Genomic DNA, 16,913 nt, shown 5'->3' with positions numbered 1-16,913 from the left:
TCAATAGAACTTAAAAGGTGTGTAATGGATTACCAAACAATTATTGTCGAAGAAAAAAATGCAGTGGGCTACCTGACTTTTAACCGTCCCAAACAGCTCAACAGTTTTAATGAAACCATGCATCAGGAAGTATCTTCTGTCGTAAAACGCTGGGCGCAAGATTCAGCAATTCGCGCTGTAGTGATTTCTGCAGAAGGTCGTGGTTTCTGTGCCGGTCAGGACTTGAATGATCGTGTGGTTGATCCAAATGCTGATGCGCCAGATTTAGGTCTATCCATTGAAAAATACTACAACCCGCTGATTAAACTGATTACTGAAATGCCAAAACCGGTGATCTGTGCCGTAAATGGTGTGGCAGCAGGTGCAGGTGCCAATATTGCTCTGGCTTGTGACATCGTGGTAGCAGCGAAATCTGCTTCATTTATTCAGGCTTTCTGCCGTCTCGGTCTGGTGCCAGATTCAGGGGGTACCTGGTTCCTGCCACGCCTGGTTGGACGTGCCCAAGCGATGGGTCTGGCGATGCTGGGTGACAAAATCTCGGCTGAACGTGCGCTACAACTCGGTATGATTTGGCAGGTAGTTGAAGATGACCAGTTAAAAGCAGAAGCTGAAAAAATGGCTGAACATCTGGCGACTCAGCCGACTTATGGTCTATCCCTGATCAAAAAAGCGATTCATGCCGCCGCAGACAATAATCTGGATGAGCAACTGATTCTGGAGCGGGATCTGCAACGTCTGGCAGGCCGTTCCAGTGATTATCGTGAGGGCGTTCAGGCCTTTATGCAAAAACGAACACCACAATATAAGGGCTGCTAAATCTGCCGGAGATGGATTTGACTCGGCTCAAAGTTGTGACGATCTTTCCTTACAGTTATCGCTTAGCAACTTGGTCGAGTTGAATTATTCCTGACAGGTATGAATATGATACCTATTTGGTCTGATGGTTAGCTAGGTCCTATGTTATATGTAGTATTACCCTGATAGTAAATGAAATCTTAAAATATAGATTTATGTACTATTTTTATAGTCAACCTATTGATTTGTAACTTGTATTTTATTTTATTTATTCAGATAAATAATTTGAATGAGTAAATAGAATTTAATATGACACAAATTTAAAAATATTAAAAAATATGTATCGTATTTTTGGTGAAGAGTGATACAACCTGGTATATATTGAACTAAGCAGACAGCGCTAGGACAGGCGCAACAAGTATCGCCAACAGACTAAGGTATGGCGAGCTAAGGAACAAGAACGATGGAACATGTTTATATTTTTGACGGTATTCGTACCCCAATTGGTCGTTACGCAGGTGGTTTGAGCAGTATTCGTGCCGATGACCTTGCTGCTTTACCGATCCAGTATTTAAAACAGCAGCATCCTAATCTGCCGTGGGCAGACGTAGATGAGGTAATTTTAGGCTGTGCCAATCAGGCCGGTGAAGATAATCGTAATGTCGCGCGTATGGCAGCACTTTTAGCGGGCCTGCCGGAAAGCGTACCCGCGATTGCTGTAAATCGTCTCTGTGCTTCCGGTCTGGATGCAGTCGGCCTGGCAGCACGTGCAATTAAATCGGGTGAAGCACAATTTGTAGTGGCCGGTGGGGTAGAGTCTATGAGCCGTGCGCCCTTTGTGCAATCCAAGCCCACCATAGCATTTAGCCGTACTCCTGAAATTTATGATACTACCATTGGCTGGCGTTTTATCAATCCAAAATTCAAGGTAGGTTTTGGCGTAGATAGTATGCCGGAAACGGCAGAAAACGTAGCTGAAAAATATCAGATTAATCGTGAAGATCAGGATCTGTTTGCTTATCGCAGTCAGCAAAAAACTGAACAGGCACAGCAGAATGGCATTTTTCAGGCAGAAATCCTGCCAGTAGAAATCAAAGGTGCTAAAGGTTCTACTCAGGTGATTGCTGAAGATGAGCATCCACGTGCCGATACTACTTTAGAAAAGTTATCTTCTTTAAAAGCACCATTTCGCAAGGAAGGTGGTTCGGTAACTGCGGGTAATGCGTCTGGTGTCAATGACGGTGCAGCCTGTGTGCTACTGGGTAATAAATATTTCGCAGAACAATATGGGCTGAAACCGCTAGCACGGGTGGTAGGAATCGCCAGTGCAGGAGTAGAACCACGTTATATGGGTATCGGTCCAGTGCCCGCAGTGCAGAAAGTATTAAAACAGACAAACTTAAGTCTAGAACAGATGGATGTGATCGAACTAAATGAAGCCTTTGCCGCACAGGCGCTTGCAGTGCTACGTGAGCTAGGCCTTCAGGATGACGATCCACGAGTCAATCCAAACGGTGGTGCTATTGCCCTTGGCCATCCACTCGGAATGAGCGGTACGCGACTAGTGATTACCGCCATGAAAGAATTACAACGTAAGCAAGGAAAATATGCCCTTTGTACCATGTGTGTCGGTGTTGGACAGGGTGTCGCACTGATTCTGGAAAATGTGGCTTAAGGACTGAATCAAAAGAGAAATCATCAGCAGTCAGGATGACTGCAGCAGGAGCAAGAATATGAATAACAATGCAATGGAACAAATTGAAACCGCTTCAGTAGATGAATTACGTGGCCTGCAATTGGAACGTATGAAAAAAACACTACAGCATGCTTATCAGAACAGTACGGTTTACAAGAAAAAGTTTGATGAAGCCGGTGTCCATCCGAATGATCTGAAATCACTGGACGATCTGGCAAAATTCCCGTTTACCACCAAGCAGGATCTGCGCGAAAACTATCCATTTGGCATGTTTGCTGTGCCTCAGGAGCAGATTGTCCGTGTACATGCTTCTTCAGGTACTACAGGTCAGCCGACTGTAGTTGGTTATACCCAGAATGACATTAATACCTGGTCAGATGTGGTGGCACGCTCGTTACGTGCAGCCGGACTCAGCAGTAAAGATACGATTCAGGTATCTTATGGTTACGGCCTGTTTACTGGCGGGCTGGGTGCACATTATGGGGTAGAACGTCTGGGTGCCACCGTAATCCCAATGTCAGGTGGTCAGACCGACAAGCAGGCCCAGCTGATTCATGATTTCAAGCCAACAGCTTTAATGGTCACGCCATCTTATTGTCTGAACATTATTGAGTGTCTGGAGAAAAAATTCGGGACTGCCAAGGACTGTTCAATCAAGACCGGGATCTTTGGTGCGGAGCCTTGGACCAATGAAATGCGCCGTGAAATCGAAGAACGTCTGGGTATTGATGCACTGGATATTTATGGCCTTTCTGAAGTGATGGGGCCGGGTGTGGCGATGGAATGTCTGGAATCCAAAGATGGTCCTACCATCTGGGAAGATCACTTCTATCCTGAAATTATCCATCCGGAAACCGGTGAAGTATTACCTGATGGTGAGCTGGGTGAACTGGTATTTACCACCATCAACAAAGAAGGTATGCCGGTGATTCGTTACCGTACCCGTGATCTGACACGCTTATTGCCAGGTACAGCACGTACCATGCGTCGTATGGACAAGATTGTCGGTCGCAGTGATGACATGATGATTATTCGTGGCGTGAATGTGTTCCCATCACAAATTGAAGAGCAAATCCTGCATATTCCGCAGCTTATTCCAAATTATCAGATTCAGATTTGTAAGCAGGGTCATCTGGATACATTGCATATTCGTACCGAAATGCGTAAAGATAATGCTATAAATATGACACACCAATTGGCAAATCAGCTGAAAGTCCAAATCAAGACCATGGTCGGGATTAGTGTTAGTGTGGAAGTTTTACCGGAAGGTAGCTTGCCACGTTCTGAAGGTAAGGCTCAGCGGGTGTTTGATATCCGAAAGTCCGCTTAAATACGTCTGGATGACAGGCTCAGGTCTGTCATCCGGCTTTGATAAGGTAAATTGAACGTAATGAATCCGAAATTAAAACAAGTAATTGATGATTTCATTCAGAATGAGACCCTCAGTGGAACCTCATTGGTAATGACGATTTTTGGTGACAGTATTTATCACCGTGGGGGAGTCATTAGTCTTGCCAGCCTGATTCAGCTGATGGATGTATTTGGCTTCAATGAGCGTTCTGTGCGTACCGCCGTATTCCGTCTGGTACAAAATGGCTGGCTGAGTTCAGAAAAGATTGGCCGCACCAGTTATTACCGTATTACCGAAAGCAGCCGTCAGCGTTTTATTACCGCAGACCAGAAAATTTACAGCTTCCAGCATAATGAATGGGATCAGAAATGGGATCTGGTTCTGCTCAGTTCAGTTGAACTGGAAAATAAACAGACACTGAAAAAAGAACTGGAATGGTTAGGCTTTGCCAATATCGCGACCAATGTCATGGCCTATCCGGGTTGTGATCAGCAGAAACTGCAGAACCTGTTACTGAATAACAAGATGACCGATCAAGTCGTAGTATTTCGTGCTGAAACTTTACAGCTTTGGCAGGAATCTTATCCAACCATTAAACGCATGGTCGAAACCAATTGGCCAATCCCTGAACTGCATCAGCGTTATGAAAAATTTATTAGTGATTTCCGTGAATTTTTCTATCTGGTGGAAAATGAAGAGGAACTGGATCCAGTACAAGCCTTTCAGATTCGTATCCTGCTGATCCATCAATATCGCCGTATTTTACTGAAAGACCCGAATCTGCCATTTGAACTGTTGCCAACAGACTGGTTGTCACTGATTGCGCGCAACCTGAGTACCAATCTATATCAGGCAGTATTTGCAGCAGGAGATGAGTTTTTCCTGGAGACTGCCCGGACAGCGGAAGGCCTTATGCCACCTGCACATCCACAATTTTATAAACGTTTTGGTGGCTTAAAGCAGCCGGAATTGACTTTTTAATATTTAAAAGATCATGAACCTAGTAGCTCAAGGAGGAGTCTATGCCATGTTATGCGATTGATGGGGTTATTCCTGTCGTCAGCCCTGAAGCTTATGTCCATCCTACGGCTGTGCTGATCGGTGATGTGATCATTGAAGCCGGAGTTTATATTGGTCCGTTCGCTTCGTTGCGTGCCGATTTTGGCCGGATTCATATCCAGAAAAATGCCAATGTACAGGATTCCTGTACCATTCATGGATTTCCGGACAGTGTGACCTTGGTTGAAGAATATGGCCATGTTGGTCATGGTGCCATTCTGCATGGCTGCGTGGTACGAAAAAATGCCTTGATCGGTATGAACAGTGTAATTCTGGATGAGGCCGAAATCGGGGAGAATGTCATTGTTGGGGCCAACAGTACAGTTAAGGCTAAATTCAAAGTGCCAGCAAATAATCTGGTACTTGGCAGTCCGGCAAAAGTCATCCGTCCTTTAGAAGAAAAAGAAATTGCCTGGAAAAGCCATGGCACCGAGCAATATATCCAGCTCACTGCACGTTGCCTGAATACCATGCAGGAAGTAAAAGCTTTAACCGAAAATTCCGCAGAGCGACGTAGTTATCAGAACTTTAAAGCGGATTATCAAATCAAGCAAAATAGTTAAACTAGCTGATGTTTAAAAAATTTAGATAATTAAAATACGCTAATTTTTTAGTTTTAAAAATTATTGGAAATGAAACCAAATTCCTATTGTCGCCTTTCCGGATCGAGTTAAGCTGTTAGAAAACAGGTCAGGAAAGTGCAGATGGAAAGGCGGGAATTTAAAGACCATTTCTCCCAGCAGTCCCAAGATTATGCCTTGTTTCGCCCGCATTATCCGGACACTTTGGGGAAGATACTGGCAGAGCTAGCACCGAGTACGAAAGTAGCTTTAGATGTTGGCTGTGGCTCAGGACAGTTTTCAGAGGTTTTGGCGCATTATTTTGATCAGGTGATTGCTATTGATGCGAGTAAAGAACAAATCGCACAGGCCAAACCTCATCCGAAAATTCAATACCTTCATGCCCTAGCTGAAAATATACCCTTAGCTGATCAAAGCACTGACCTGATTTCAGTCGCACAAGCTGCCCACTGGCTGGATCTGGACAAATTCTATGCGGAAGTTCACCGTATTGCAAAACCCAATGCCATTCTAGCTCTTATTAGTTATGGGGTATTCAGCATTGATGAAGAACATCTGAATCATTATTTCAGACATTTTTATGAAGTGACTATTGCGCCCTATTGGGCAGCAGAACGCCGCCATGTCGATGAAGGATACAAAAATCTGCCATTTCCATTTCAGGAAATTTCTGTACAGCCGCCGGTATTACAAGTCGAGTGGAACTTTTACCAACTGATAGGCTATATGAGTACCTGGTCAGCCGTAAAAGCAGCCACCACGGCACTCGGACATAGTCCGCTGAATGTACTGGCAGATGCCTTATTGCCAGAATGGGAAGACCCAGAATTGCCCCGGGTGGTGAGTTGGCCGCTATCGCTACGAGTGGGAAGGATAAATCCAGATAAAGGAATGAATAATTAAAGAAAAAGCTCAGTCTTAGCTGAGCTTTTATAATATTGAAGATCAATTACTTTATTTGTTTAACAGCATTTCCAGCACAAACTTGGAACCGATAAAACCGAGCGCCAGCAGACCAAACCCAAGCAGGGTAAAACGAACTGCTTTCTGGCCACGCCAGCCAAATTTCCAGTGTCCGATCAGTAATGCACCATAAACCAGCCAGGATACAATACTAAAGGCGGTCTTATGGGCCAGATGTTGGGCGAAGAAATTATCAATAGTAAAGAAGCCAAAACCTAGTGCGAGTGTCAATAGAATGAAACCAGTCATCAGCATATCGAACAATAAAGATTCCATATCCTGATAGGAGGGCAACAGATTGACCCAAACCCGACGTTTCTGTTTTTTCTTCAGTTCACGGTCCTGAAACCGCAAAATGACGGCCTGAATCGTCGCCATCAATAACACAGCATAAGCGGATAGGGACAAGATAATATGAATATCCAGGCCTAGAGAATTCTGTGCAATGACTTTCGCTGGCTGGGTGAAACTGAAACCGAGAATTAGGCCGGTTGCAGCGACGGGAATACCAATCAGGTTTAAAGCAATAATCGGCCGATAGGTACTGTAAATGATACTTAGCAGCAGCATTAGCCCTGACGTAAAGGAAAGTAAGGCAAATACATCATAATTCATCCCCATCGGGGTATACATGTCACCTGATAAAACCAAAGCATGCAGTACCAGTCCAACTAAAGCTGTTAAGCCGACAAACCATTGATTTGGAGTACGTTTAGTCATTAAATGAATGAACAGATACCAAAAAGAGGAGGTATAAGCGATTAATGCTAAGATCGTGTAAACCAAGGGTAGGCTAAGCATGTCAAACCTTTTTAAGGGTGATGAATATTCATTTATATAAATTCAGTGCGAACTACAGTATCCTATAGCATTCTATGCATAAATTTTCTATTTTAAGAAACAATTTTTTGCTACTGGCTATTTTAAGCGGATTTTGCAATGTTTGATACCTTAACAGAACGACTCACGCAGAGTTTAAGAAATGTTACTGGCTCAGGGCAGCTAACCGAAGACAATATTAAAGATACGTTACGTGAAGTACGTATGGCACTTCTTGAAGCCGACGTTGCGTTACCTGTAACTCGTGAATTTATCGCGAAAGTTAAGGAAGAAGCATTAGGCCAGGAAGTGATGACTCAGTTATCACCAGGGCAAGCTTTCGTCAAAATCGTCTATGACGAATTGACCAAAATGATGGGCGAGGCCAATGAAAGCCTCGACCTGGCAGCGAAACCACCGGTGGTGGTACTGCTTGCCGGTTTGCAGGGTGCGGGTAAAACCACGACTGCAGCCAAACTTGCACGCTTCCTGCAAGAACGTCAAAAGAAAAAAGTAGCCATGGTGTCTGCCGACATTTATCGTCCGGCTGCGATCAAGCAGCTACAGACGGTGGCTGGCGAAGTTGGCGCGATTTTCCTTGAATCGAGTGCTACTGAAAAGCCAATCAGCATCGTCAATCGTGCAATTGAACAGGCAAAAATCCAGTTTGCCGATGTGTTGATTGTCGATACTGCAGGTCGTCTGCATATCGATGACAATATGATGGAAGAGATTAAAGAGCTGCATGCAGCGATTAATCCGACTGAAACCCTGTTTGTAGTTGATGCCATGACCGGTCAGGATGCGGCAAATACAGCCAAAGCATTTAACGATGCGCTTCCTTTGACGGGTGTGATCCTGACTAAAACTGATGGTGATGCGCGTGGTGGTGCAGCACTGTCTGTTCGTGCGATTACTGGCAAGCCAATCAAGTTCCTCGGTATGGGCGAAAAACTGGATGCCCTTGAGCCATTCCATCCGGAACGTGTGGCACAGCGTATTCTGGGCATGGGTGACGTGCTTTCTTTGGTCGAAGAAGTTGAACGCAAAATCGACAAAGAAAAAGCCGAGAAAATGGCGAAGAAATTGCAGAAAGGCGGTAGCTTCAACTTTGAAGATATGCTGATGCAATTCGAGCAGATGAACAAGATGGGCGGCATGATGGGCTTCCTGGACAAACTTCCAGGCATGAGCAATTCTGGTATTCAAGATGCGATTGCGCAGGCGAATCCTGAAAAGCAAGTGAAGAAAATGGAAGCGATTATCCAGTCGATGACCATTAAGGAACGTCGTAATCCTGACCTGATGAATCCAAGCCGTAAAAAGCGTATTGCAGCAGGTTGTGGTATGGAAGTGTCAGAAGTCAACAAGCTGATCAAGCAGCATGCGCAAATGGCGAAGATGATGAAGAAATTTGCCAATCCGTCGGGTATGGCAAAAATGATGAAATCACTGAGCGGTCTGCAAAAACAGTTTGGTGGTGGCGGTGGTATGGGTCCACTGTTCGGCGGTAACGACAAAAAATAAATGTTTTAAATAAAAAAGGCGCATATAGCGCCTTTTTTATTGTCTGTATTTTCTTTTATATCCAGTTTAAACAAAACAACATTTGCTTACCCAAATTTCCAGAAAAATCAGGCAGACTCGAAAACATTCGAAATAAAATAATACAGAAGGATGTTTCTAATGACTCAAGTGATTGTGGTGCATGGCTATACCGCAAGTCCTGAAGAAAACTGGTTTCCATGGATTCAGGAAAAAGCCCAGCAGGAACATGTCAGCTTGAAAGTACTCAGACTTGACCCATCGACTACGCCAAAATTAGAGGTCTGGGAACAGCAAATGCGTGAACAGATTGACGGGATTGACGAAAACAGTATTTTTATTGCGCATAGTCTGGGTTGCCTGGCTGCATTACATTATTTAAGTCGCGAATTAAAAAATCAGAGAATCAAACAACTGGTTTTGGTGGCCGGTTTTAATGGCAGACTGGGACGTCTGGAAGAAGTTAATCCTTTCATTGACGCGGCTGAAGTGGATTTTGATTTACTGAAACATCAGATTGATGAACGTGTAGTGATTTATTCAGAAGGTGATGATCGGGTTCAGCCTGACTTCAGTCTGGAGCAAGCGGAAAGTCTGGAAGCAATTGTGGTCTGTGCCGAGCATCAAGGACATTTTATTAATTCGCAAGGCTGTACTGAACTGCCAGAAGTCTGGCGAGTAATTCAGCCTTATCTAATCCAATCTTCCACTGAATAGGGAGGATGATGAACAGATTGGTTCAATGATGACAGGATGAAATTAAATAGGGAATATTGAATTTCATCCGCTAATAATTAAAAACTTAACTTTTGTCGGAGCATTTTGCTCTAAATATAATAAGTACAATGCTATGAAAAATATAACGAAGAAAGTCTATATCGTGCCTGATTATCAAGCGACCTCAAATGACCACTGGTATCCATGGTTGAGCCGGAAGATCAAAGACGCCGGGTTCGAGGCCAAACGGATCATGCTGACCAATCCTTTTCAACCTGATCTGGAAGAATGGCAGCACAACCTGAAACTGCAGATTCCGCATCTGGATGAGCATAGTTTCATTGTTGCGCACGGCTTGGGTGGCTTAAGTGCTCTAAAGTTTCTTGAAGAACATTATAGCCGTACGCAATTGAAAATTGGCGGACTCATGTTAGTCGCAGCTTTTGATACACCACTGGTGGCCTGGTCGGAACTGAACAAAATGGTGCAGGCAGTAAAGTTAGATATGAACAATCTATCACATGCTGCCAAACGCTTTGTAATGCTGCTTTCCAGCAATGATCCTTATGTTCCTGCACCGATTTCGTTGCGTTTGGGCCATAGCCTGAATGCACAGATTTTTGAAATCAAAAATGCAGGGCATTTTCACAAGCTAGATGGCTATGCAGATTTTTCAAAGTTGCTCGAACTACTTAAACTGTGTCTGGCAAATGATCTGCAAAATGCTGCAGGCCTTTAAGCAATAAATCTGGCTCAATCACGGGCTGAAACCGTTCGAGATGCTGTGCAAACAGCGCAGCATCTCCACCAGTCAGGATCAACTGTGCCGGAAAATCTTGCAGTACTTTTTCAATGGTGCTGAGCAGACCGAATAAAATGCCATGATGCACGGCATCAATGGTATTGCGTCCAGGACTGAGTTCCTCGAAAGCCGCATCCGGGATTTTAATGCCTTTGGTGTTCTGGATCAGGGAATCGCGCTGTAAATACAGATTCGGCAGGATATAACCGCCGAGATGTTTTTGACCTTGGGCTAGATCAATGGTCAGGGCAGTCCCACAGCTGATGACACAGTAATTTTGGTCGGCTGACTTGGCAACGGCCAGCACCTGCAACCAGCGGTCAATCCCAAGCTGGGAAGGATCATCATAGCCACAGATCAGACCGGCATAGCGTGCCTGTACCGTGGCAAAAACTACAGGAATGTTCAGGCAGGTCAGAATCGATTGAATACGGACATTATTTGCTTTGTCCAGCACTGAAGAAATTCCGACCTGATGCAGGCCCAAACTCTTAAAGTGCTGAATCAAGCCAAGAAGTAAGTCGGCAGGGGATTGCAAATGCATTTCCGCAGCATGTTCAATGATCTGGTTCTGTTCCGTAATCCAGTACTTGAGTCGTGTATTGCCGATATCCAACCATAGTTTTTTCATTGAATGATGCCTGTTCAGCCGCCGTTTTTGAGACGGAGTTGCCCCTGATAAAATGTCTGCGTACCTGCATCCGTTTCGATAATGACCGCACCATCGTCCTGAATGCCGAGGAAAGTTCCGGAATATTGGCCTTGAATATCGGTAAATTCAACTGTTTGCTGGAAAAATGCAGCATATTGGTTAAACCGTGCCGGCAGATTCTGACTGCCATAATTAAACCATTCACCCGCTTGTTGAATAGCCAGATACAACTCGGCAATCAGATCTACACGTGAAGCATGCTGTAGTCCCAATTCAGTCAGAGAAGTTACCTGCTGGTCTGGAATGCTTTCCGTGAGTGGGCTGACATTGATCCCGACACCGACTACGACCTGTTGAGTCGAAATCGGTTCAATCAGAATGCCGCCCCATTTCCCTTGCAGGCTGTACAGGTCATTGGGCCATTTTACCTGCAAGTCCAGGCCTTTTAGACTTGGCATTTGCAGGATATTTAATGCAATTTCCAGCGCCAGACGACCATCGATTGCTTTTTGTGTATGCAGCAATGTGCTTAAATAGATGTTCCCCTCAGGAGAAATCCACTGACGTTGACGCTGTCCACGTCCCTGGGTTTGCACGCGGCTACACACCAGTACCTGTTGTACCCCTTTGGTTGCCAGTTCCCGGACATCGTCATTGGTCGATGTGGTAATGGGCTTGATCAGCAACACTTCAGGAAGCTGGCCTGCTTGACTTAAACGTTGCTGCAGTTCGCGAGTTTCTACATCCATTTGAATCTAAACGTGGTAAATGTCGTTATGGAGTTAATCATATATTTATTGATTGGTGCAATTGCAGGATTTGCCGCAGGCCTGTTTGGCGTGGGTGGTGGCCTGATTATCGTGCCAATCCTGTACATTGTTTTTACCCAGCTCCAGTACGATCCAAGCGTGATTATGCATATGGCAGTCGGAACTTCTCTAGCTACGATTATTGTGACCTCAATCAGTTCGGTGATGGCACATCATCAAAGAGGAGCAGTGTTATGGGATGTAGTGCGTAATCTGGCGCCCGGCCTGGTTATTGGCTCATTCTTAGGAGCTGGAATTGCAGATTATTTATCGGGTCAGGGCCTGCAATTGCTGATTGGCTTCTTTGCAGTCTGGATTGCATTCAGAATGTTTAGAGGTGCACATTATCAGGTTGATCCGAACCAGAAATTGCCTTCAGCCGCATTACAGCTGGCAGCGGGTGGTGGCATTGGCGTGGCATCGGCCATATTCGGGATTGGTGGCGGTAGTTTGACTGTGCCTTTCCTGAATCGTTGTGGTGTCGTCATCCAGAAAGCAGTAGCCACTTCTGCTGCCTGCGGTTTGCCGATTGCAGTGGCCGGTGCCTTAGGTTTCATCTGGTTTGGTCAGAAAGCTGAAGTCGAAGTGCCAAATACGATTGGTTATATTCATATTTATGCGTTTATTGGTATTAGTGTGATGAGTTTTATCACTGCAAAATTTGGTGCAAAAGTGGCGCATTTATTATCACCAGTTCTATTAAAAAAATGTTTTGCAGCCTTACTGACTACAGTTGGTCTGTATTTTATCTATCAAGGCTTTACTGCCTGAACTACTCATTTTTTATCAGCTAAATTTTTGAGGAGAATAGGTCACTATTCTCCTTTTTCTTTGACTGGGTTGGCTGTATAGACACAAGATTGTCTGACAATGTCAAAGTATTTTCTGCAAAAAAGCCGTTTAATAACTGAAAAGTCATCCAGAATGACTGCACTTGCATCAATAAAAATAAGACAGGAACAGTATGCAACAACAAGAAGCACACAGTTTGTCTGAACAGATTGCCAAGCATATCAGTGAACAGATTATCCGGGGTGAACTGGTTGAAGGCGAACGCATCCAGGAACTCAGAATTGCATCGGAGCTTGACGTCAGTCGGGGATCAGTCCGAGAAGCCTTGCTCTTGCTTGAACGTACCCAGTTGATTGAAATCTTCCCGCGTCGCGGTGCCATTGTTTCGGAAATGTCGGCCATGCAGGTTCGTGCCCTGTTTGACCTGACCTCTTTATTGCTGGGGCAGATGGTACATCGCATGGCAGAGACCTGGCGCAGTCATGAGGCAGAGCGCATTCAGCTATTATTAGAACAATTGGAAGCCGAAACCCGCCAAGGCCATACCGAAAAGTTTTATGATTTGATCTTTCAGGGAATGGCCCAGCAACAGGAGATGGTCGGTAATCTTTACCTGATGCGCTACTATCAGGAACTGTTGCCATCTTTACGCCGTAGCTATTTTCTGACCCTGAATATTTCAAGACGTGAGCTACAGGAATCTTTTGAATTATTTAAACTGGTGACGGAAGCGATTTTAATTCGTAAATCCCATCAGGCGACGTTATTTATGGAAGATTTTTGTCGACACTTGCGCAACCTTGTGTTGGAATCTCTGACACGGATGAAACAAATTGAACTCGCGTGGGCCAGACGCTCACGACGTTAAATCAGGACACTATGCGTTTAAGCAGTTTAAAACTTTCAGGCTTCAAATCTTTTGCTGACAGTACCACCTTACACTTCAAGGATAACCGGACTGCAGTGGTGGGACCCAATGGTTGTGGTAAATCAAATGTGATTGATGCCATACGCTGGGTAATGGGTGAGTCCAGTGCGCGCCAACTACGTGGTGGCAGCATGCAGGATGTGATTTTTACCGGAACAGCCAAGCGCAAACCGGTGGGCATCGCCAGTGTAGAACTGCGCTTTGATAATACCTATGGCAAGCTGGGCGGTGCGTATAATGCCTATAATGAGCTGGCAGTACGCCGTCAGGTTAACCGTGATGGCAAGTCTGAATATTTCCTGAATGGCACCAAATGCCGACGTCGTGATATTACCGATATTTTTCTGGGAACCGGTCTAGGACCGCGTTCTTATGCAATTATTGAACAGGGCATGATTAGCCGTCTGGTGGATGCCAAGCCGGAAGAAATGCGAGTCTTTATTGAAGAAGCTGCCGGTGTTTCCCGTTATCAGGCACGTCGCCGCGAGACCATGCTGCATCTGGATCACACGACGCAGAACCTGTCACGTCTGGAAGATATTGCCTCAGAGTTAAAGTCTCAGCTTAAAACCTTAAAACGCCAGTCAGAAACTGCGATTCAATATAAGGAGCTGGAAGGCCAGATCCGTACCATCAAGATTGAAATCCTTTCGTTCCAGTGTGAACAAAGCCAGCGTTTGCAAGAAGAATATACTGTGCAGATGAATACGCTGGGCGAGAATTTTAAGCTGGTACGTTCTGAATTGACCACTGTTGAGCATGATCTGGGTGCCACCAGTGAATTGTTCCAGCGCCTGATTCAACAGTCCACGCCATTACAAACTGAATGGCAACAGGCTGAAAAAAAGCTCAGCGAACTGGAAATGACTTTGCAGCAAAAGCAGTCCTTATTGCAGCAGAACTCGACCAGTCTGGTGAAGCTCGAAGAACAGAAAGCGCAGACCAAAGAACGTTTACAACTGATTGAATTACAGTTGGACACCCTGCATCAGCAACTCGAAGATCAGACTGCACAATTGCAGCAGCAGGAAGGTCAAAGTCAGGAACAAAACCAGGATCTGACTGATCTGAAATCCCAGCAAGGTACAATTGCTGTCCAGTTTACTCAAATTAAAACCCAGGTTGAGCAACAGCAACAACGTAAACAGCAAATGCTGGCGCAAAGTGAACAGCTGGTTAAAAATATTGTCCGGATTGAACAGCAAAAAGAAACCTTGCAACAACAGGCAGCACAAATTCAGCAGCAGGCGCAGCAAGAAGAGCTGGAACAGTATCAGGCTGATAAAGCTGAAACTGAACAGCAAATCAGTGGCTTTGAGACTCAACTCAAAACACTGAAAACTGAGCTTGAGCAGCTACAAGCAGAACAGGCAAGTCAGCAGCAATTGCTGATGCAGCTGAAATCGGAAATTCAGGTGCTGCAATCAGAACGCAAAAACCTGAGCCAGTTATTGACCAAAGCCAATCCAAATGCTAAAGCGGATGCGGTGCAGTTAATGCAGGTGTTGAAGCTGAATCCACAAGCCAAAGCTCATGCCAGCTTGATTGAAAAGTTCCTGGCGAAATGGCTTTCTGCACAAGTATTAGAAGAAACTGAGCATTTTTTAGAGAATAGTGCACGCCAACTCAAAGCTCAGATGTCACAAGATAATATTCAGATCGCTGAACTCCCTTGTTTAGCAGACTGGATTGAAGCGCCTCAATACTCACTCTGGCAACAGGTGGCCGTAGCTGAGAACTTTAAACAAGCACTTGGTTTACAAACTCAGCTGAGAGCAGGCCAGTCGATCTTAAGTCTGGATGGCTATCATGTCGGACCCGACTGGATGATTGCACTGGACTATGATGAAGCCAGTCAGGCGGGACAAGGGGCACTGAGTCATCGTATTCGTCTGGATGAAATTGAGCAGCAACTGACTCAGCTTGAACCGAAATTTGCTGATCTAGAGCAACAGCTTCCTGAACTCACTGCTCAAGTAAAAGCTTTGCAAAGCCAGATTCAAAGCATCAATGAGCAGCAGAAGCAGGCACAAAAGCAGTTGCAACAGCTTGATCTGAACATTGCCAAAGTTCAGAGCGCGACGCAGGCCTTTGCGGTACAGAAACAGCAATTGCAAAACCAGTTACAGCAACTGGATGAGCAGCTGGAAGAAGATGCGATGCAGAAAGACGATCTGGAAATTGATCTGCATGCACTGAATTTGAAACTGGAACAGGCACTGCCGAATTACAAGACCTTGCAATTCCAGCTGGAAGAACTTAATGCCCAGCTGGAAGACTCACAGCAAGTCACTCAACAGGCACAGCAGGAATTAGAATTACTACGCAGGCAAACGGTACAAAGTCAGCAACAGGCTGAACTGCTGGAAAAAGATCAGCTGTTTTTAAAAGAACAATATCAGCAGATTATTGCGCAAATAGAACAGGCCAAAAAGTTTGTCGATCCGGTACAGCTGGAATTGCCTGCTTTACAGAGCCAGTTTAATGAACAGGCACTGATCACGGAAAAATTGCAAAAGACCTGGGCAGACTGGCAGGTTGAGCTGAATCAGATCCAGAGCAAGCAGCAGCACCTGACTGAGCAGCGCCATACTTTCCAGCAGCAGGATGAACAACTGCGTACTGAACTTGAAGCCAAACGTCTGGCTTGGCAGGCAGCCAAATCTGATTTACAGCATTATTCAGAACAGCTGAAAGAATTGAATAGTGAAGTAATTTCAGGGCTGAATATTGATGTAAAAGCACATCAGACCAAACTGGAAAAAGCACAAGCTCAATTCGATAAACTGGGTGCAGTGAATCTGGCAGCTTCTGAAGAGTATGAAGAAGTTTCGAAACGCTATGACGAACTCAACCATCAGATTCAGGACCTGGAAAATACCGTTGAACAGCTGCAGGCAGCAATGAAAAGTATTGATCAGGAAACCCGTAAGCTGTTTATGAATACCTTTGATCAGGTCAATGCCGAGCTGCAAAACCTGTTCCCGAAAGTATTTGAGGGTGGTGAAGCGAGTTTAAGTCTTGAAGATGGATGGCAATCGGGTGTAAAACTGATGGCTCGCCCACCGGGCAAGCGCAACAGCTCACTGGCATTGCTTTCTGGTGGTGAAAAGGCTTTAACCGCATTAGCACTGGTCTTTGCAATTTTCCGCCTAAATCCGGCGCCATTCTGTGTATTGGACGAAGTGGATGCGCCGCTGGATGATGCCAATGTGGGACGTTTTTGTAATTTAGTCAAAGAGCTTTCTGAACAAGTGCAATTTATTTATATTACCCATAACAAACTTGCAATGATGATGGCGACTGATCTTTTAGGTGTAACCATGCCTGAACCGGGAACCTCAAAATTAGTGACAGTAAATTTGGAACAGGCAAAAGAATACGGCTTAGCTGCGGAGGTATAA

At 45.0% G+C, this 16,913-nt stretch carries 15 protein-coding genes; 12 read left to right on the top strand and 3 right to left on the bottom strand.

Annotated features, from left to right (window positions below):
• The first annotated feature begins 24 nt into the window (after positions 1 to 24).
• The 6 genes from paaG (at position 25) to AC4MCD_RS11460 (ending at position 6,385) form a co-directional block, all read left to right on the top strand.
• Positions 25 to 816 (top strand): 2-(1,2-epoxy-1,2-dihydrophenyl)acetyl-CoA isomerase PaaG, encoded by a 792-nt coding sequence (gene paaG / locus AC4MCD_RS11485; RefSeq protein ID WP_004783368.1) that lies wholly within the window; start codon positions 25 to 27, stop codon positions 814 to 816.
• A gap of 442 nt (positions 817 to 1,258) precedes the next feature.
• Positions 1,259 to 2,470, top strand: coding sequence for a 3-oxoadipyl-CoA thiolase (pcaF, locus tag AC4MCD_RS11480; protein ID WP_419374977.1), 1,212 nt, complete (start codon positions 1,259 to 1,261; stop codon positions 2,468 to 2,470).
• 58 nt (positions 2,471 to 2,528) lie between these two features.
• On the top strand, positions 2,529 to 3,821 hold the full coding sequence (paaK, locus tag AC4MCD_RS11475) for a phenylacetate--CoA ligase PaaK (protein WP_491876142.1): 1,293 nt from the start codon (positions 2,529 to 2,531) through the stop codon (positions 3,819 to 3,821).
• A 60-nt stretch (positions 3,822 to 3,881) separates the two neighbouring features.
• A complete protein-coding gene (gene paaX, locus AC4MCD_RS11470; RefSeq protein WP_159123525.1) occupies positions 3,882 to 4,823 on the top strand; it encodes a phenylacetic acid degradation operon negative regulatory protein PaaX in 942 nt (313 codons plus the stop codon).
• Positions 4,824 to 4,864: 41 nt separating this feature from the next.
• Positions 4,865 to 5,464, top strand: coding sequence for a gamma carbonic anhydrase family protein (locus AC4MCD_RS11465; RefSeq protein WP_419374979.1), 600 nt, complete (start codon positions 4,865 to 4,867; stop codon positions 5,462 to 5,464).
• 141 nt (positions 5,465 to 5,605) lie between these two features.
• Positions 5,606 to 6,385: a class I SAM-dependent methyltransferase gene (locus tag AC4MCD_RS11460; protein ID WP_419374980.1), complete on the top strand. Its 780-nt coding sequence runs from the start codon at positions 5,606 to 5,608 to the stop codon at positions 6,383 to 6,385.
• A gap of 51 nt (positions 6,386 to 6,436) precedes the next feature.
• Here AC4MCD_RS11460 and AC4MCD_RS11455 read toward each other — a convergent pair whose 3' ends face one another.
• A complete protein-coding gene (locus AC4MCD_RS11455; protein ID WP_004783358.1) occupies positions 6,437 to 7,246 on the bottom strand; it encodes a cytochrome C assembly family protein in 810 nt (269 codons plus the stop codon).
• Between the two features lie 138 nt (positions 7,247 to 7,384).
• Between AC4MCD_RS11455 and ffh the strand changes: the two genes are divergently transcribed.
• The 3 genes from ffh to AC4MCD_RS11440 all read left to right on the top strand — a co-directional run bounded on the left by ffh (position 7,385) and on the right by AC4MCD_RS11440 (position 10,265).
• Positions 7,385 to 8,791: a signal recognition particle protein gene (ffh, locus tag AC4MCD_RS11450; RefSeq protein WP_419365651.1), complete on the top strand. Its 1,407-nt coding sequence runs from the start codon at positions 7,385 to 7,387 to the stop codon at positions 8,789 to 8,791.
• A gap of 159 nt (positions 8,792 to 8,950) precedes the next feature.
• Complete coding sequence (locus AC4MCD_RS11445) at positions 8,951 to 9,526, top strand: RBBP9/YdeN family alpha/beta hydrolase (protein WP_491876141.1); 576 nt, start codon at positions 8,951 to 8,953, stop codon at positions 9,524 to 9,526.
• 133 nt (positions 9,527 to 9,659) lie between these two features.
• Positions 9,660 to 10,265, top strand: a complete 606-nt coding sequence (locus tag AC4MCD_RS11440) for an RBBP9/YdeN family alpha/beta hydrolase (RefSeq protein WP_491876140.1) — start codon at positions 9,660 to 9,662, stop codon at positions 10,263 to 10,265.
• On the opposite strand, the gene AC4MCD_RS11435 is transcribed toward AC4MCD_RS11440, so the two are convergent.
• Both AC4MCD_RS11435 and AC4MCD_RS11430 read right to left on the bottom strand, forming a co-directional pair.
• Positions 10,219 to 10,959, bottom strand: a complete 741-nt coding sequence (locus AC4MCD_RS11435; protein WP_034170644.1) for a type III pantothenate kinase — start codon at positions 10,957 to 10,959, stop codon at positions 10,219 to 10,221. The genes AC4MCD_RS11440 and AC4MCD_RS11435 overlap by 47 nt on opposite strands.
• 14 nt (positions 10,960 to 10,973) lie before the next feature.
• Entirely contained in the window at positions 10,974 to 11,729 is a 756-nt protein-coding gene (locus AC4MCD_RS11430) for a biotin--[acetyl-CoA-carboxylase] ligase (protein WP_419365647.1), read from the bottom strand.
• Positions 11,730 to 11,756: 27 nt separating this feature from the next.
• Here AC4MCD_RS11430 and AC4MCD_RS11425 point away from each other — a divergent pair, with 27 nt between their 5' ends.
• The 3 genes from AC4MCD_RS11425 (at position 11,757) to smc (ending at position 16,913) form a co-directional block, all read left to right on the top strand.
• Positions 11,757 to 12,560, top strand: coding sequence for a sulfite exporter TauE/SafE family protein (locus AC4MCD_RS11425; RefSeq protein ID WP_004783347.1), 804 nt, complete (start codon positions 11,757 to 11,759; stop codon positions 12,558 to 12,560).
• 193 nt (positions 12,561 to 12,753) lie between these two features.
• On the top strand, positions 12,754 to 13,449 hold the full coding sequence (locus tag AC4MCD_RS11420) for a GntR family transcriptional regulator (protein ID WP_005234246.1): 696 nt from the start codon (positions 12,754 to 12,756) through the stop codon (positions 13,447 to 13,449).
• Positions 13,450 to 13,460: 11 nt separating this feature from the next.
• Complete coding sequence (gene smc / locus AC4MCD_RS11415; RefSeq protein ID WP_491876862.1) at positions 13,461 to 16,913, top strand: chromosome segregation protein SMC; 3,453 nt, start codon at positions 13,461 to 13,463, stop codon at positions 16,911 to 16,913.

This window comes from Acinetobacter sp. CAU_H_78 (genome assembly GCF_058599365.1).
The sequence above is the reverse complement of the archived record's forward strand: the minus strand, read 5'-3'. Positions and strand labels throughout refer to the sequence as shown.

Excerpts from the sequence above, each read along its gene's own strand:
- AC4MCD_RS11435 (WP_034170644.1), bottom strand. The coding sequence starts at position 10,959 with ATGAAAAAACTATGGTTGGATATCGGCAATACACGACTCAAGTACTGG.
- paaX (WP_159123525.1), top strand. The coding sequence starts at position 3,882 with ATGAATCCGAAATTAAAACAAGTAATTGATGATTTCATTCAGAATGAG.
- paaK (WP_491876142.1), top strand. The coding sequence starts at position 2,529 with ATGAATAACAATGCAATGGAACAAATTGAAACCGCTTCAGTAGATGAA.
- smc (WP_491876862.1), top strand. The coding sequence starts at position 13,461 with ATGCGTTTAAGCAGTTTAAAACTTTCAGGCTTCAAATCTTTTGCTGAC.
- paaG (WP_004783368.1), top strand. The coding sequence starts at position 25 with ATGGATTACCAAACAATTATTGTCGAAGAAAAAAATGCAGTGGGCTAC.
- AC4MCD_RS11430 (WP_419365647.1), bottom strand. The coding sequence starts at position 11,729 with ATGGATGTAGAAACTCGCGAACTGCAGCAACGTTTAAGTCAAGCAGGC.
- AC4MCD_RS11465 (WP_419374979.1), top strand. The coding sequence starts at position 4,865 with ATGCCATGTTATGCGATTGATGGGGTTATTCCTGTCGTCAGCCCTGAA.
- ffh (WP_419365651.1), top strand. The coding sequence starts at position 7,385 with ATGTTTGATACCTTAACAGAACGACTCACGCAGAGTTTAAGAAATGTT.
- AC4MCD_RS11420 (WP_005234246.1), top strand. The coding sequence starts at position 12,754 with ATGCAACAACAAGAAGCACACAGTTTGTCTGAACAGATTGCCAAGCAT.
- AC4MCD_RS11445 (WP_491876141.1), top strand. The coding sequence starts at position 8,951 with ATGACTCAAGTGATTGTGGTGCATGGCTATACCGCAAGTCCTGAAGAA.
- AC4MCD_RS11455 (WP_004783358.1), bottom strand. The coding sequence starts at position 7,246 with ATGCTTAGCCTACCCTTGGTTTACACGATCTTAGCATTAATCGCTTAT.
- AC4MCD_RS11440 (WP_491876140.1), top strand. The coding sequence starts at position 9,660 with ATGAAAAATATAACGAAGAAAGTCTATATCGTGCCTGATTATCAAGCG.
- pcaF (WP_419374977.1), top strand. The coding sequence starts at position 1,259 with ATGGAACATGTTTATATTTTTGACGGTATTCGTACCCCAATTGGTCGT.
- AC4MCD_RS11425 (WP_004783347.1), top strand. The coding sequence starts at position 11,757 with ATGGAGTTAATCATATATTTATTGATTGGTGCAATTGCAGGATTTGCC.
- AC4MCD_RS11460 (WP_419374980.1), top strand. The coding sequence starts at position 5,606 with ATGGAAAGGCGGGAATTTAAAGACCATTTCTCCCAGCAGTCCCAAGAT.